The sequence below is a fragment of the Bradyrhizobium sp. USDA 4454 genome, from assembly GCF_054822705.1.
The window spans coordinates 6842163-6855686 of the sequence record NZ_JBTRCN010000001.1 but is presented as its reverse complement, the minus strand read 5'-3'; the positions used below and the strand labels follow the sequence as shown (position 1 = coordinate 6855686).

Sequence of the window (13524 nt, the reverse complement as noted above, 5' to 3'; positions counted from 1 at the left end):
GCCGCCCACGCCGATATCCCCGCTCAGGTGATCGCGATCGGGCAGCCGTTGCTTCCCGTCGCGCCCTTGATGGGGGCCGGCGCGAAGCAATAGACGAACTGGTACTTCTTGTCGGCGATCAGCTCGTCGAAGATCAGGTTCTCGTGGTTGTGGATGCCGTGCTTGGTTTGCAGCTCGGCATGCACCGCGAAGGCGAGCGTCTTGTCGGGATTGGGCACCACCTCGACCGCCCAGGTGTCGGCGCCGGTGAGCGCGAGATCCTTCTCGACCACCCATTTCGCGGCGTCGAGGCCGATGCCCGGCTCGCCGCTGTTGAAGCGGTCATTGTTCTTCATCCAGAGCGAGCCCCAGCCGGTGTGGAACATGATCGCGTCGCCCGGCTTGATGTCGCTCTCATTGATGTTCTGCTTCTGCAGCGCTGCCTTGATGTCGGCGGCGGTGATCTCCTGGCCGGCGTCCATCATGCCGCCCTTGAGCGCGACCATGTCGAGGAGATGTGCGCGGGTGAACAGCGGCTTCAGCTTCTCGACGCCGAGCTTCTTGAGGCCGTAGGCGTCACTGATCTCGAGCGCGGTGTGGCCGTTGTAGAATCGCATCTCGCTCTTGTCGCCGTCCTTGCCCATCTGGATGCCGATATGGCCGAGGCCGTCGAACTGCGTGCCGGTCTGGCCGATCTCGGTGGAGAGGAACTCGTCGTGATAGACCAGCTTGTTGTCGCCGAACGGACCGCCGGTCGGGCCGCCCGGGATACGCAGCGTGAACGCGCGCGGACCGAACAGCGGCATGCCGCCTTCGTAGACGCGGCCGATCTTGTAGATCTTGCCGTCCTTGATCCACTTGACGGTGTCGAGCACTTTTTCCGGCGTGATGTGGTTGGAAGCGCCGGCCTCGTCGTCCGCGCCCCATTTCGAAGGCCACCACGGCTTGTCGGTGCCCTTGGGCATCGCGGTGGCGGTCTGTGCCTGCGCTGTGCTGATTGGTGCGAGCGAGAACTTGCCGTGCATCGCGCCCGCCAGCGTCGTCGCGCCCGCGGCGCCGGCGAGGCCTGCCGTGCGGAGCAGGGTGCGGCGGTCGGTTGCGGCCATCCCGCTTGTTCGCGCGTCGCCCTTGACGTCGTCGTCCATGCTTCCCTCCCAGGTTGCGCCCGATGTTCGGGCTGAAATTTGTTTTCGGCATGCTCCTCCTCGGCTAGGCTGTTGTCCAGCGACAAAAATAAGACGGTTGGGATGAGCGCGCCGATGAGTCTGTTCGAGAAGGACAAGTCCGCCGATCGGTTGCCGGTGTCTGTCATCACCGGCTTCCTCGGCAGCGGCAAGACGACGCTGCTCAATCATCTGTTGCGTCACGAGGCGATGGGCGACAGCGCCGTCATCATCAACGAATACGGCGAGGTCGCGCTCGATCACCTGCTTGTCGAACGCGTCGATGGCGAGCTGGTTGTTCTCGCGAGCGGTTGTATTTGCTGCACAATCCGGAGCGATCTCGAGGAGACGCTGCGCGCGCTGCTGGTGCGGCGCGATCGCGGCGAGGTGCCGCCGTTCCGGCGAATTCTGGTCGAGACCACGGGGCTGGCGGATCCCGCGCCGATCGTGCAGTTGCTGCTGAACAATCCGCTGGTCTCGCATTTCCTGCGGCTCGATGCCGTGGTGACGACCGTCGATGCCGCCAACGCGATCCACCAGCTGGACCGGCAATACGAGGCGGTGAAGCAGGTGGCGCTGGCCGACCGGCTGCTGATCACCAAGAGCGATTTGGTCAACGACGTTGACGCATTGGAGCGACGGCTGCGCCGCCTCAACCCCGGCGCCAGGATTGCGCGCGTGACGCATGGCGAGATCGATCCGGACCGCCTGTTCGGCGCCGCGCTGGTCGATCCCGAGAAGCAGACGGTCGACGTCGAACGCTGGCTCAACGCGCAGGCCTTTGCCGGATCCTGCGTGGACCGGCATGCGCATCCCGCGCATGATGATCACGACGATCATGATCATCATCATGATGGCAGCCATCACATCAATCACGGCCACGATGCCGCGATCACGAGTTTCGCGCTCACGTTCGACGAGCCGCTCGACTGGATGGCCGTCGCGCAGTGGCTCGCTTATCTGCGCCACGCCCGCGGTGAGGATCTGTTGCGGGTCAAGGGCATCCTCAATCTGCGCGATGAAGCGACGCCGGTCGCGATCCATGGCGTGCACCACGTCTTCCATCCGCCGGTGGCGCTTGCCGGGTGGCCCGACGCCGACCGCCGCTCGCGCATCGTGTTCATCACCCGCGGCATCGCGCGCGACGAAGTGATCGCGCTATGGCAGGCCGGGCGCATCCCGGCGTGATCGATCGCAAGTTAGAATGATCCTAAGGATCGCCGTGAAAGCTGCGATGCATCGTCGCAGTTCTCCTCAGCGCGCGTTGCGGGCACGCAACATCGCCGGCGATAAATCCAACACTGGACGCGTTCTAACTTCCGCGGGGCCGCGCAGCTCCTTCGTCGTGTTAGTGACGGCGAGAAAGCGTACTTGAAATAGGCGACCGAAGTTGACTGCGACGACCAAATCCCTGCGGCGGTGGGGCGCCGTCCACAAATGGACCAGCCTGATCTGCACCTTGTTCATGCTGCTGTTGTGCATCACCGGCCTGCCCCTGATCTTCCACGACGAGATCGACGATCTCTTGCACAGTTCGGTCAAGCCGGCCGAGGTGCCGGCCGGCACGCCGCCTGCCAATCTCGACCATCTGCTTGCTAACGCGCTGGCGCGGGCGCCGGGCAAGGTGCCGCACTTCCTGATCTGGGATCGCGACGAGCCCGGTGCGATCTGGGTCAGCGTCGGTCCGACGATCGACGCCAATCCGACCAACAACCTGCTGGTCCGGATGGATACGCATAGCGGCGCCTATCTCGATTCGCCCGATGTCACCGGCCGCTTCACCTACATCATGCTGAAGCTGCACACCGACATGTTCGCAGGCCTCCCGGGGAAACTGTTCCTCGGTTTCATGGGGATCCTGTTCTGTGTCGCGATCATTTCCGGCATCGTGGTCTACGCGCCGTCGATGCGGAAGCTGCGCTTCGGCACCTACCGCGCAAAACGGACCCGCGTGGTGCGCTGGCTCGACGTCCACAATCTCGCCGGCATCCTGCTGGTGGCGTGGACGCTGGTGGTCGGCTTCACCGGCGTCATCAACACCTGGGCCGATCTCGTGCTCAAGATGTGGCAATTCGGCCAGCTCGCCGAGATGACCGCGCAGTACAAGGACCGGCCGGTGCCCTCGAAGCTGACCTCGTTGAATGGCGCCGTCGAGGTGGCCAGGCATGCAGTGCCCGGCATGACGCCGAGCTTCGTCGCCTTCCCGGGCACGCTGTTCAGCACCAAGAGCCACTATGCGGTGTTCCTGCATGGCGATACGCCGCTGACCTCGCGGCTGCTGAAGCCCGCTTTGATCGATGCCGAAACCGGCACGCTGACCGACAGCCGCGATATGCCCTGGTATGTGTCGACGCTGTATATTTCGCAGCCGCTGCATTTCGGCGATTACGGCGGCATGCCGCTGAAGATCGTGTGGGCGCTGCTCGACGTCCTGACGATCTTCATCCTGGTGACCGGCGTGTATCTATGGATGCGCCGGCGCAGGGCGGGCGTCAGCCAGGAGCGCGCCATCGCCAACGCAGCCTCCATCGACAGCCCCGCACTCACGTCGTGACATCCGCATGCTCGCACATCGCTCGTTGACCCAGATCTTCGCCGCGCCGCTCGTGATCGCGATCGTGAGCACGGTCGGACTGATCAGCGCGCTGGTCGGCGACGGCTGGTGGGATGCCGTCTCCTGGGCCGCGCTCGGCCTGCCGGTGCTGCTCTATCTCGTGTTCATCTGGCGGCGCCGGACGAATTGAGGCAGGTGCACCTGATGGTTCAAGAATCCTTCACTCCGGAAGCCCGGCCATCCGCAAGGGAGTGACCAATGCGTCCAGGTCGTCTTGCCGACGATACGGAAGTAGCCGCGCCCAGCGCGCCAAGGTGAAATTGGGATGGCCGGTCAGCAAGTCGGCCGCGGCGACGCGCGCTTCATCCTGCCTGCCGAGATTCCAGAGCGCCGCTATGAGCGTCGATTGCGCGGTCAGCCAGAGCGGCCGTTGTTTCAGCACGCGAGACACAATGTCGTGCGCCGTCGCGAAATCTCCAAGATGGAATCTCGCTCGAGCTTCGTCGACCATGGATTCATTGCGTTCAATCGGACTAAGCCGTTGGGCGTGCTCTTCATAGACAACGGCCTTTCTGAAATTGCCGGCGTAGCCGTGATACATGCCCGCCATGTGATGAGCATCGGAGCTGCTCGGAGCGAGGCTGATCGCCGTTTCTCCTGCCGCCACGGCCTCGTCATGGCGGCGTTGAAAGGTGTGGACATAGCCGATGACCAGGTATGCTTCGCCGAAGCTGGGGTCGGCGGCGAGAGCCCGATCAGCGCAGTCCAGCGCGGCCTGATACGTGCCGTATTCATCTTTCTCCCAACCGAAGCGCGCCTGGTCGGTCAGAGTGAGACCCAACAGGTAGAGTGCCGGCATGAAGGCGGGATTGAGGTCCAGCGCTTGCTCAAAAAGCCTCCGGGCCTGTGCGTGAGTTTGCCTTGAGAAACTGACGTAGAGGGCGCGTCCCTTCAAGACATACTCATAAGCCAGCGGGCTGCCCGAGCGCTTTCTCCATACCCGTGCGCGTTCGCCGACCGTCAACTGGACTTCAAGCGCCTCGACGATCTCTTGCGTAATTCGGTCCTGGAGATCGAACACGTCGTCCAGGTTTCCGTCAAAGCGATCCGCCCAAAGATGGCCGCCGTCCCGACTGTCAATCAACTGCGCCGTCAACCTGACGCGATTGCCGATCTTTCGAACACTTCCTTCCAGCAGATAGCGGGCACCCAATATCCGGCCGATCTCGCGAAGGTCCCGGTTCTGTCCCTTGAATGCAAAGCTCGAGTTGCGAGCGATCACCATCAATTCTTGAATCTTCGACAGGGTCGTCAGGACGTCTTCCGCGATCCCGTCCGCGAAATACTCCTGCTCGTTGTCGCCGCTCATGTTCTGGAACGGCAGCACCGCGATCGACGGTTTTCCGGAGGATGGGCGGACTGGGTGCGATTCGGCGCGAGTTGGATGGCGCTCGGGCGAGGTTCCGTCGCCGATCTTCATTCGCCAGGCGCGGATAGGTTCAGTGATGTTTTTCAGATTTTGCTGGCCCATGTCCTCAAGGGCTGCACCGACCTTGCCCCTGATCTGCCGGTAGGCGTCGTCAGACAGGCATACGCCGCCCGGGTCGGCAATGCTCTCCAGCCGCGCGGCGATATTGACGCCGTCGCCGAAGATGTCGTCGTTGTCGATGATGATGTCGCCGACGTGAATGCCGATGCGAAATTCGATCCGCTGCTGTTGCGGTGCCGAGGCGTTCAGCTCCGCCATCCTGCTTTGAACCTCTGCGGAGCTGCGTGCTGCATCGACGGCACTGCCGAATTCGACGAGCATGCCGTCGCCGGTTGTCTTGACGATGCGGCCTCGATGAGCGGCGATCGTCGGGTCAATGAGCTCCTTTCTGATGGACTTGAGCCGAGCGAGCGTGCCTTCCTCGTCCGCTCCCATCAGGCGACTATAGCCGGCGACATCCGCCGCCAGCACTGCCGCCAGTCGCCTCTCCACGCGCTCGGGTGACACGGAACTATCCTAACCGGAAGTTCAAGCCGGCCGATTAAAGCACGCCGGGTTGCCTTCGGGCTAGGGGCCGCGGCCCGGGCTGGCCGTTCGACAGCCTAGATCAGCGCCTCCGCACGCAGCCGGGCAAGCGCTCAGGTTGGCAGCAGCCGTTCTCTTGCTCGCCGCTCGAACGAAGCGCTCAGTTGGAGACCTGAACGAGAGGTTCCGAGAAGTCTCCGCGAGACAGCGCGGCCTTCTTGACCGTGATGACCAGATTGTAGACATCGCCGAACTGCCATCCGATGAGGCGGCTCGAAGGGATCTCGACCAGCGTCACGTCTTCGGCCTGGTCATATTGGTGGACATATCCCTGCGGCACATGCCCCATGCTCACCATCTCGCACGCCGCCTGATCACGCCAGACCTCCTCGCAATCGGCCACGAGTGCAGCCGGCAGCGCCGTGGGATCGCGCAGGTAAGCCGACTTTGCGGCCTCCAGCAAACGGGTCTCGAAATGGTAAACCCACGATGGCGCCGCCGCAGGGTCGTGAGTCGTCAACGGCAGCGCAAAAGTCTGCACACCTTCCGCCGCGCGTTGAATACCGGAGAGCTTTTGTCCATCGCGATACTGCGGCGGTACGCTCTTGTGCATCCACACCATGGCTTTCATCTCGGCCAAAACCGTCCCTATCGCACCGGACGAAAAGGTCTCGCTCGCGGCCATGGCATCGATCCGGGCCTTCAGCGCGCGCAGACGATCCACGATGGCCGCGCAATTGCTCGAATTGAATTCCTGGACGGCAACCATGGCACAACGCTCGTCATAATTGATGCGCATGTCGGCAACGGCTTCGGCAGCAGCGCCCGCTTGTTCGGCATCGATGATCGCCTGCTTTGCCTTGGCAAGCACCTCGGGCTTCAGGAAGTCAGGTAGTCCGCTGCTGGAGATCCTGCCGTCATAGGCGGACAACGCCCCATCTATCATCATCTGTGCCGTGGGCCAGTCGAACGGCCAGCGCTGCTCGGTGACGATGTCGTGGCGTGTGTCGTAGCGCTGCGATTCGATCTGGCTCCGGCCTCGGCCTTCCCGGTAGGGGTCGTCGCGTCCGTGCTCGACGGGCACGATATCGATCGGCCAGCGCGGGAAGCCCCAGGTATAATCGGAGGCTTCCGCACGCTTATAGCCATCATATCCAGTGATGCTACAGTCCTTGAGTATCGGCGGCGAGGATCTGAACTCGCCGGCATCGGAGAAGTGAAGCACCCTGGCCTTGACGTTTTGCGGGTCCAGGAAGATGGCGAGCCAACCGTGCCGAGGACCAAGCCCGTCCCAGAGGCCGGCAGGCAATCGAGAGCAGTCGACCTGCACCAGAAGCTGAAAGGCGGAATCGCCGACGGTCGGCCATTCCAGCCCGTCCGGAAGACGCGCGCCGCCGCCGATCCAGGCCACGGCCTGGTCGCGATCCCGCACCGGCACCTGCGGCACGAGACGCACCAGCAACGGCTCCTTGCCTCGCGCCTCGACCATTTCCCGTTCGTGCAGAACTTGCGACACCAGGCCGTCGAGCAGCTTCTCGGCAAGTTGCCGATCGGCAGCAGTGATCTTCCCTCGAGGTGCGTCGCCGGGCTGCTGAGCGCCAGCCGCGCCAAGCAGCGCCTTCAGCTTCGAGAAAATCTCTCTATAGGCCATTGCAATGCCCTCTACATGCACGTGCCGCCGAATGCTCTGGTGATCAGGCTCTCGCCGCTGCATCTTGGTAGAAGATCGTTAAACTATCTCACCCGCACTGGTTGAATCCCAAACCACGCCTGTCAGCGTCGTTTAACCATTTTCGTGGCGTCCGATGCCGGCATCTGGTCCCATGGGGTCGCACAGAGGCAGCCGCGATCAGAGCGAAGCGGACATCGATGATGATTCGATGAGTCCAGGCCCTAGATCAGCGCGTCCGCGCGCAGCGTCGCCTCGATCTCACCGAGGATGCGCGCCAGCCGCTCGGCCCACGCGGTTTCACCGGCCTGGTCGGAGATCAGGTCTTGCCTGATCTCGATGCCGGAATTCATCAAGCCCCGCTGCTCGCCGTGCACCGGGATCGTGTAGTCGGTCTCGTCGCTGACTGCATAGGGCTCGTTGTCGCCGACCACGAGATCGCCTTCGCCGCGCAGATGCTTCAGCAGCAGCGGCGGCAGCGCCTTGTCGTGGTGATACAGCGTGCCGATGTGCCAGGGCCGCGCGATGCCGGCGTAAACCGGCGTGAAGCTGTGCAGCGACACCAGCACCGTCGGCATGCCTTGGCGCGCGCGTTGATCGATGACCTCGTCGATCCGCGCGTGATAGGGATCGAAAATCTGCGCGCGGCGCAGCTCGGCGGCTTCGCGCGACAGGCCCTCATTGCCGGGCACGGTGGTGGCCTCGCTGATCAGCGGCACCGAGCTTGCGACCTGCGGCGGACGGTTGCAGTCGATCACGAGCCGCGAGTAGCGCTGCGCGATCAAATGCGCGCCGAGCAGGTCGGAGAGCCGGGTTGCGACGCCCGCGATGCCGATGTCCCAGGCGATGTGCCGGACCAGCTCGCTTTCGGGCAGACCGAGATCGCCGAGCGGAGAGGGAATCAGCCTGCCGAAGTGATCGCAGGTGAATAGGAACGGTGAGCGGCCGGCAGCATTACGTTCAAGAACCGGTGAGACATCGGTGCTTGCGAGAAGAAACGATGGACCGCCGACGTAATTCACAGGCCTTTTTCCTCAACTTTGCCTATTCAAGCGGCATGCTGGTCTGGAATCGAGCAGCTTTCTCTATAGATTATACTGACCGGAATCACGATGATTGTTTGAAGATGCCGCTCCTGACTATCCATCACAAGACCGTTTATCGCTACACGCGTCCGGTGGCGTTCGGCGAACACCGCATCATGCTGCGCCCCCGCGACGGCCATGATCTGCGCGTGCTCGACAGCGCGCTTGTGATCGATCCGCAGCCGATGTCGCTGCGCTGGATCCACGACGTGTTCGGCAACAGCGTGGCGATCGCATCCTTCGACGAGCGTGCCGACACGCTGTCCTTTGTCTCCACCGCGACGGTCGAGCACAATCCGGCGGATACGTTCGCGCTGACGCCGGACGACCCTGCGTACTTCTATCCGTTCCTCTACGACGATGAGGAATTCCCCGATCTGCAGCAGTTCATCACGCCGCAATATGGCGACCCGAACGGTGAGCTGTCGGCCTGGGCGCGGAGCTTCCTCGATGTCGAGGCGCCGACGTTGACTTTCAAGATTCTCAGCGACATGACCCATGGCATTCGCGAGGCGTTCAGCTATCGCAAGCGTTACGAGCAGGGCACCCAGCATCCGCTCGACACGCTGCGCACGAAGTCCGGCACCTGCCGCGACTATGCGCTGTTCATGATCGAGGCGCTGCGCCGGCTCGGCATCGCCGCGCGCTTCGTCTCCGGCTATCTCGCGATGCCCCCCGGCAGCGCGCATGGCTATGTCGGCGGCGGCTCGACCCACGCCTGGGTGCAGGTCTATCTGCCGAGCGCGGGCTGGATCGAGTTCGATCCCACCAACGGCATCGTCGGCACCCGCGATCTGATCCGCGTCGCGGTCGCGCGCGATCCGCGCCAGGCGATCCCGCTGCATGGCGTCTATCTCGGGGCCGCGGATGCGTTCCTGGCGATGGACGTCGACATCAAGGTTGTCTCGGTCGGCGAGAGCGTGACGGAGCAGGAGACCGCCTGACATGCAGATCAAGGTCGGCTTCGAGATCACCTACACGGCGGCGCAGCCGACCCCGATGGTGATCATGCTGTCGATCCATCCGTCGCGCTATGCCGACATCGTCGGCACTGAGCGCATCTCGACCGAGCCGGATGTTCCGATCGGGCTTTATCGCGACGGCTTCGGCAATGTCTGCGGCCGTCTGGTCGCGCCGGCCGGTGGCGTCACCTTCCGCGGCAGCGCGCTGGTGCGCGATTCCGGATTGCCTGATGTCGTCAATCCGGCGGCGCAGCAGATTCCGATCGAGCAATTGCCCGACGACATGCTGCTCTATCTGATGCCGAGCCGCTATTGCGAGACCGACAAGCTGACCGACATCGCCTGGTCGCTGTTCGGCAACACGCCGCCGGGCTGGGCGCGGGTCCAGGCGATCACCGATTTCGTGCACCACCATGTGACGTTCGGCTACCAGCACGCCCATCACATGAAGTCGGCGCATGACGTCTATGAAAGCCGGGCCGGCGTCTGCCGTGACTTCGCGCATCTGGCGCTGACTCTCTGCCGCTGCATGGGCATCCCGGCGCGCTACTGCACCGGCTATCTCGGCGACATCGGTGTGCCGCCGGATCCCGCGCCGATGGATTTTTCCGGCTGGTTCGAGGTCTACCTGTCGGGCCAGTGGTACACCTTCGATGCCCGCCACAATGTGCCGCGGATCGGTCGCATCCTGATGGCGACCGGCCGCGACGCCGCCGACGTCGCCCTGACCACGAGCTTTGGCCGCATGACGCTGGCGAAGTTCGTGGTGGTGACCGAAGAGGTGGTGGCGGCCTAGCGCCTCCCGGGATTTTCTGTCATTCCGGGGCGATGCGCAGCATCCAACCCGGAATCTCGAGATTCCGGCTCTGGTCCTTCGGACCATCCCGGAATGACAGCTGAACCCATGACCTCCGATCTTCTCTTCGTCTACGGCACGCTGATGCGCGGCTTCGACCATCCGATGGCGAAGCTGCTTGCGGGCAATGCCGAATTCCTTGGATCAGCGCAGTGCCGCGGCCGGCTTTATCTGGTGAAGCATTATCCCGGCCTGGTTCTGTCGGACGATTCCGCCGACATCGTGCAGGGTGAATTGTTCCGCCTGCGCGAGCCTGAGGCCATGCTGCGCGAATTCGACATGTATGAGGCCTGCGGCGACGGCTTTCCGCCGCCGACCGAATATCTCCGCGAGATGCTGCCTGTCACGCACGCCGACGGCAGCGTGCGCGAGGCGTGGACCTATCTCTACAACTGGCCGGTCACCGAGCTGCCGCGGATCGCGTCGGGAAAATTCCTGGAGCGCTGACCGCTTCAGATTTCCCGCTCGACGCGGATGTCGACCTCGCGCTCGACAAAGCTCCATTCCTCGGTCGCGCGCAGCATGCCGACCAGTTCGTCGAACAGGCTGATATGATCGGGTGCGAACTCGAACCAGGTCAGGAAGTCGAACGGCATGCCGAGGTCGCGGGCGTGAAACAGCTGGCGGGCGATGGCGGGGAGGAATTTCATTGTGCCTGAGATGTGGTGCGACTTGTCCTCGAAGATCTTGCGCCGCTCTTCCTGCGTCAGCTCCCACCACGCCGCGGATTTCCGGATCGGGATCAGCGCCGCGTGCGTCGCCTCGCTGCGGCCGAGCCCGGCCTGCACTGCGGCGAGCTTCTCGCGCTCTTCCTTCTCGGTGTAGCGCAGATTGCTGACGACGCCGGCGAGCCGCCAGGAGGTCTGCGCCGGCAACAGCGGCAGAGCGATCGCCTCGCTGGTCACCACCGACAACGCCGCGACCTTCGGCAGCGTCTCGCCCTTCACCCGCGCGATCGAGTTGACTTGCCAGCCGCCGCTTTGCCCGCCTCTGAATGTCGTGAACATGGCCCATCCAATCCCGGAACCGAGGAAGGGGCAAGGTGGCTGAAACCTCTCTCCACCGAGGAATCCGGGGTAGCCCGGCGGGCGCCAGGGCCTGTGAATAGGTCGGAAAAATCCTACATTCTTCGTCCAATGGGCGGATGGCCCTATATGGCTAGCCGGTTGACCTGCGACTCACCGGATACCGCGTTAAAACCGACCCATGCGTTTCACGCCCGAATTCCTCGATGAGCTGCGCGCCCGGCTTCCGGTCTCGGAAGTCGTGGGCCGACGCGTCAAGCTGAAGAAGGCCGGGCGGGAGTGGAAGGGGCTGTCGCCATTCCAGCAGGAGAAGACGCCGTCGTTCTTCGTCAACGACCAGAAGCAGGCCTGGTTCGACTTCTCGTCCGGGCTGAACGGCAACATCTTCGACTTCCTGATGAAGACCGAGGGCGTCACGTTTCCCGAGGCGGTGGAACGCCTCGCCGCGATGGCGGGTGTTCCGCTGCCGGCCGTGACGCCCGATGCGGCGCGGCACGAACAGCATCGCCGCACCCTGTACGACGTCATGGAACTGGCGACCAAGTTCTTCGCCGACACGCTGGCCTCGCGCCACGGCGCCAAGGCGCGCGGCTATCTCGCCGACCGCAGCATCTCGCCGGCGACCCAGCTCCAGTTCCGGATGGGCTACGCGCCGCCGGATCGCTTTGCGCTGAAGGAGCATCTCGGTGCGCAGGGCATTTCCACCGAGGATATGGTCGAGGCCGGGCTTCTGGTGTCCGGCGAGGACAAGCCGGTGCCGTTCGATCGCTTCCGCGACCGCGTCATGTTTCCGATCACGGACGGCCGTGGCCGCGTCATCGCGTTCGGCGGCCGCGCGCTCGAGAAGGACGTTCCGGCCAAGTACCTGAACTCGCCGGAAACCACGCTGTTTCACAAGGGCGACAATCTCTACAATCTGTTCACCGCGCGCCAGGCCGCGCATGACGGCGCGCAGCTGATCGTCGTCGAAGGCTATGTCGACGTCATCGCGATGGTGACGTCGGGCTTTCCCGGCGCCGTCGCGCCGCTCGGCACTGCGCTGACCGAAAATCAGCTCGCGCTGCTCTGGAAGATGGTCGACGAGCCGATCCTCTGCTTCGACGGCGATCGTGCCGGCCAGAAGGCGGCGTATCGTGCTGCGGACCTTGCTCTGCCGCAGCTCAAGCCCGGCAAAAGCCTGCGCATCGCGCTGCTGCCGGAGGGGCAGGACCCCGACGATCTCGCCCGCTCCGGCGGCCGTGCCGCGATCGAGGAGGTGATCTCGGTCGCGCGTCCGCTCGCCGACATGATCTGGTCGCGCGAGATCGAGGGCGGCAATTTCGACACGCCGGAGCGCCGTGCTGCGCTGGAGGCGAGGATCGGCGAGCTCACCAATGGCATCCGCGACGAGGTGGTGCGGCGCTATTACCGGCAGGACCTGCAGGAGCGGCTGCAACGCAGCTTCGCCCCGGAAGGCGGTCGTGGCGGTTACGGCCGCGGCGGCTACGGCCGGGGCAATTTCGGCAGCGGTCGCGGCCGCGAATCACCCCGCGCATTTGCGCCCCGTGGCCCGGCCCAGGGCGGGCGGTTTGCGGCCAAAGGGGCCGCACCGGTCCTTTCCCGTGGGCCCTATCAGGCCGCGAGCCCCCAGCTCGCCAACAGCCCGATCATGCGCGGCCAGCGCAGCGCGATCTCCCGCCGCGAGGCGCTGATCCTGCAATCGCTGATCAACCACCCCTGGCTGCTGCATGACCATCTCGAGGAGGTGGCGGCGCTGGAGCTCGCCCATCCCGAGGCCCACAAGCTCAGGGCCGCCATTATCGCGGCCTTTGCCCACGATCATCACCACTCCCCGGACGCCGAGGAGCAGGCCGAGAAGATGCGGGCCGATCTCGAAGCAAGCGGATTATCCCAGATTCTTCAAAGGGTTGAGCGGGCGATCACAACCCAGGCGGTGTGGGGCGCGCAGATTGGCGCGGCGCGCGAGGATGTTTTATCGACCTGGCGTCAACTGGTTGCCTTGCATCAGAAAACCCACGCCTTACTTAGGGAAAGAAAAGATGCGGAAGCGGCTTTGGCTGAAGACTCCAGCGAGGCCAATCTGGCATGGTTGCAGGATATCCAGGCCCGGATGGCAGAAGCCGACGGCACCGAAGCCCTGATTGAAGGGTTCGGCGAATTGTCGGGCCGGTTCCAGCGTAATGTCTGATAACAAAAATGCTGCGGACGGCGCCGGCC

12 protein-coding genes are annotated in these 13524 nt (G+C 63.9%); 7 read left to right on the top strand and 5 right to left on the bottom strand.

Features of this window, described 5'->3' with window-relative positions; genetic code table 11:
* Positions 1 to 23: 23 nt before the first annotated feature.
* The gene (locus tag ACVIW0_RS31875) at positions 24 to 1124 is read right to left on the bottom strand and encodes a cyclase family protein (RefSeq protein ID WP_461355965.1); all 1101 of its coding nucleotides are present in this window, start codon (positions 1122 to 1124) and stop codon (positions 24 to 26) included.
* Between the two features lie 114 nt (positions 1125 to 1238).
* Here ACVIW0_RS31875 and ACVIW0_RS31870 point away from each other — a divergent pair, with 114 nt between their 5' ends.
* From ACVIW0_RS31870 to ACVIW0_RS31860, 3 genes are all read left to right on the top strand, one after another.
* Positions 1239 to 2330, top strand: coding sequence for a CobW family GTP-binding protein (locus ACVIW0_RS31870; RefSeq protein ID WP_461355964.1), 1092 nt, complete (start codon positions 1239 to 1241; stop codon positions 2328 to 2330).
* Between the two features lie 202 nt (positions 2331 to 2532).
* Complete coding sequence (locus ACVIW0_RS31865) at positions 2533 to 3696, top strand: PepSY-associated TM helix domain-containing protein (RefSeq protein WP_461355963.1); 1164 nt, start codon at positions 2533 to 2535, stop codon at positions 3694 to 3696.
* Between the two features lie 7 nt (positions 3697 to 3703).
* On the top strand, positions 3704 to 3886 hold the full coding sequence (locus ACVIW0_RS31860) for a hypothetical protein (protein WP_461355962.1): 183 nt from the start codon (positions 3704 to 3706) through the stop codon (positions 3884 to 3886).
* A 30-nt stretch (positions 3887 to 3916) separates the two neighbouring features.
* Here ACVIW0_RS31860 and ACVIW0_RS31855 read toward each other — a convergent pair whose 3' ends face one another.
* The 3 genes from ACVIW0_RS31855 to ACVIW0_RS31845 all read right to left on the bottom strand — a co-directional run bounded on the left by ACVIW0_RS31855 (position 3917) and on the right by ACVIW0_RS31845 (position 8401).
* Complete coding sequence (locus ACVIW0_RS31855; protein ID WP_461355961.1) at positions 3917 to 5692, bottom strand: adenylate/guanylate cyclase domain-containing protein; 1776 nt, start codon at positions 5690 to 5692, stop codon at positions 3917 to 3919.
* Between the two features lie 178 nt (positions 5693 to 5870).
* On the bottom strand, positions 5871 to 7361 hold the full coding sequence (locus tag ACVIW0_RS31850; RefSeq protein WP_461355960.1) for a DUF1963 domain-containing protein: 1491 nt from the start codon (positions 7359 to 7361) through the stop codon (positions 5871 to 5873).
* Between the two features lie 242 nt (positions 7362 to 7603).
* Positions 7604 to 8401: an N-formylglutamate amidohydrolase gene (locus ACVIW0_RS31845; protein ID WP_461355959.1), complete on the bottom strand. Its 798-nt coding sequence runs from the start codon at positions 8399 to 8401 to the stop codon at positions 7604 to 7606.
* A gap of 104 nt (positions 8402 to 8505) precedes the next feature.
* On the opposite strand from ACVIW0_RS31845, the gene ACVIW0_RS31840 reads away from it, so the two are divergent.
* From ACVIW0_RS31840 to ACVIW0_RS31830, 3 genes are all read left to right on the top strand, one after another.
* Positions 8506 to 9408 (top strand): transglutaminase family protein, encoded by a 903-nt coding sequence (locus ACVIW0_RS31840; RefSeq protein WP_461355958.1) that lies wholly within the window; start codon positions 8506 to 8508, stop codon positions 9406 to 9408.
* A gap of 1 nt (position 9409) precedes the next feature.
* Positions 9410 to 10222, top strand: coding sequence for a transglutaminase-like domain-containing protein (locus ACVIW0_RS31835; protein WP_461355957.1), 813 nt, complete (start codon positions 9410 to 9412; stop codon positions 10220 to 10222).
* Positions 10223 to 10330: 108 nt separating this feature from the next.
* Positions 10331 to 10729: a gamma-glutamylcyclotransferase family protein gene (locus tag ACVIW0_RS31830; RefSeq protein ID WP_461357485.1), complete on the top strand. Its 399-nt coding sequence runs from the start codon at positions 10331 to 10333 to the stop codon at positions 10727 to 10729.
* Between the two features lie 5 nt (positions 10730 to 10734).
* Here ACVIW0_RS31830 and ACVIW0_RS31825 read toward each other — a convergent pair whose 3' ends face one another.
* Entirely contained in the window at positions 10735 to 11289 is a 555-nt protein-coding gene (locus ACVIW0_RS31825; RefSeq protein ID WP_461355956.1) for a chlorite dismutase family protein, read from the bottom strand.
* 199 nt (positions 11290 to 11488) lie between these two features.
* Between ACVIW0_RS31825 and dnaG the strand changes: the two genes are divergently transcribed.
* Entirely contained in the window at positions 11489 to 13495 is a 2007-nt protein-coding gene (gene dnaG, locus ACVIW0_RS31820; RefSeq protein ID WP_461355955.1) for a DNA primase, read from the top strand.
* The last annotated feature ends 29 nt before the right edge of the window (positions 13496 to 13524 follow it).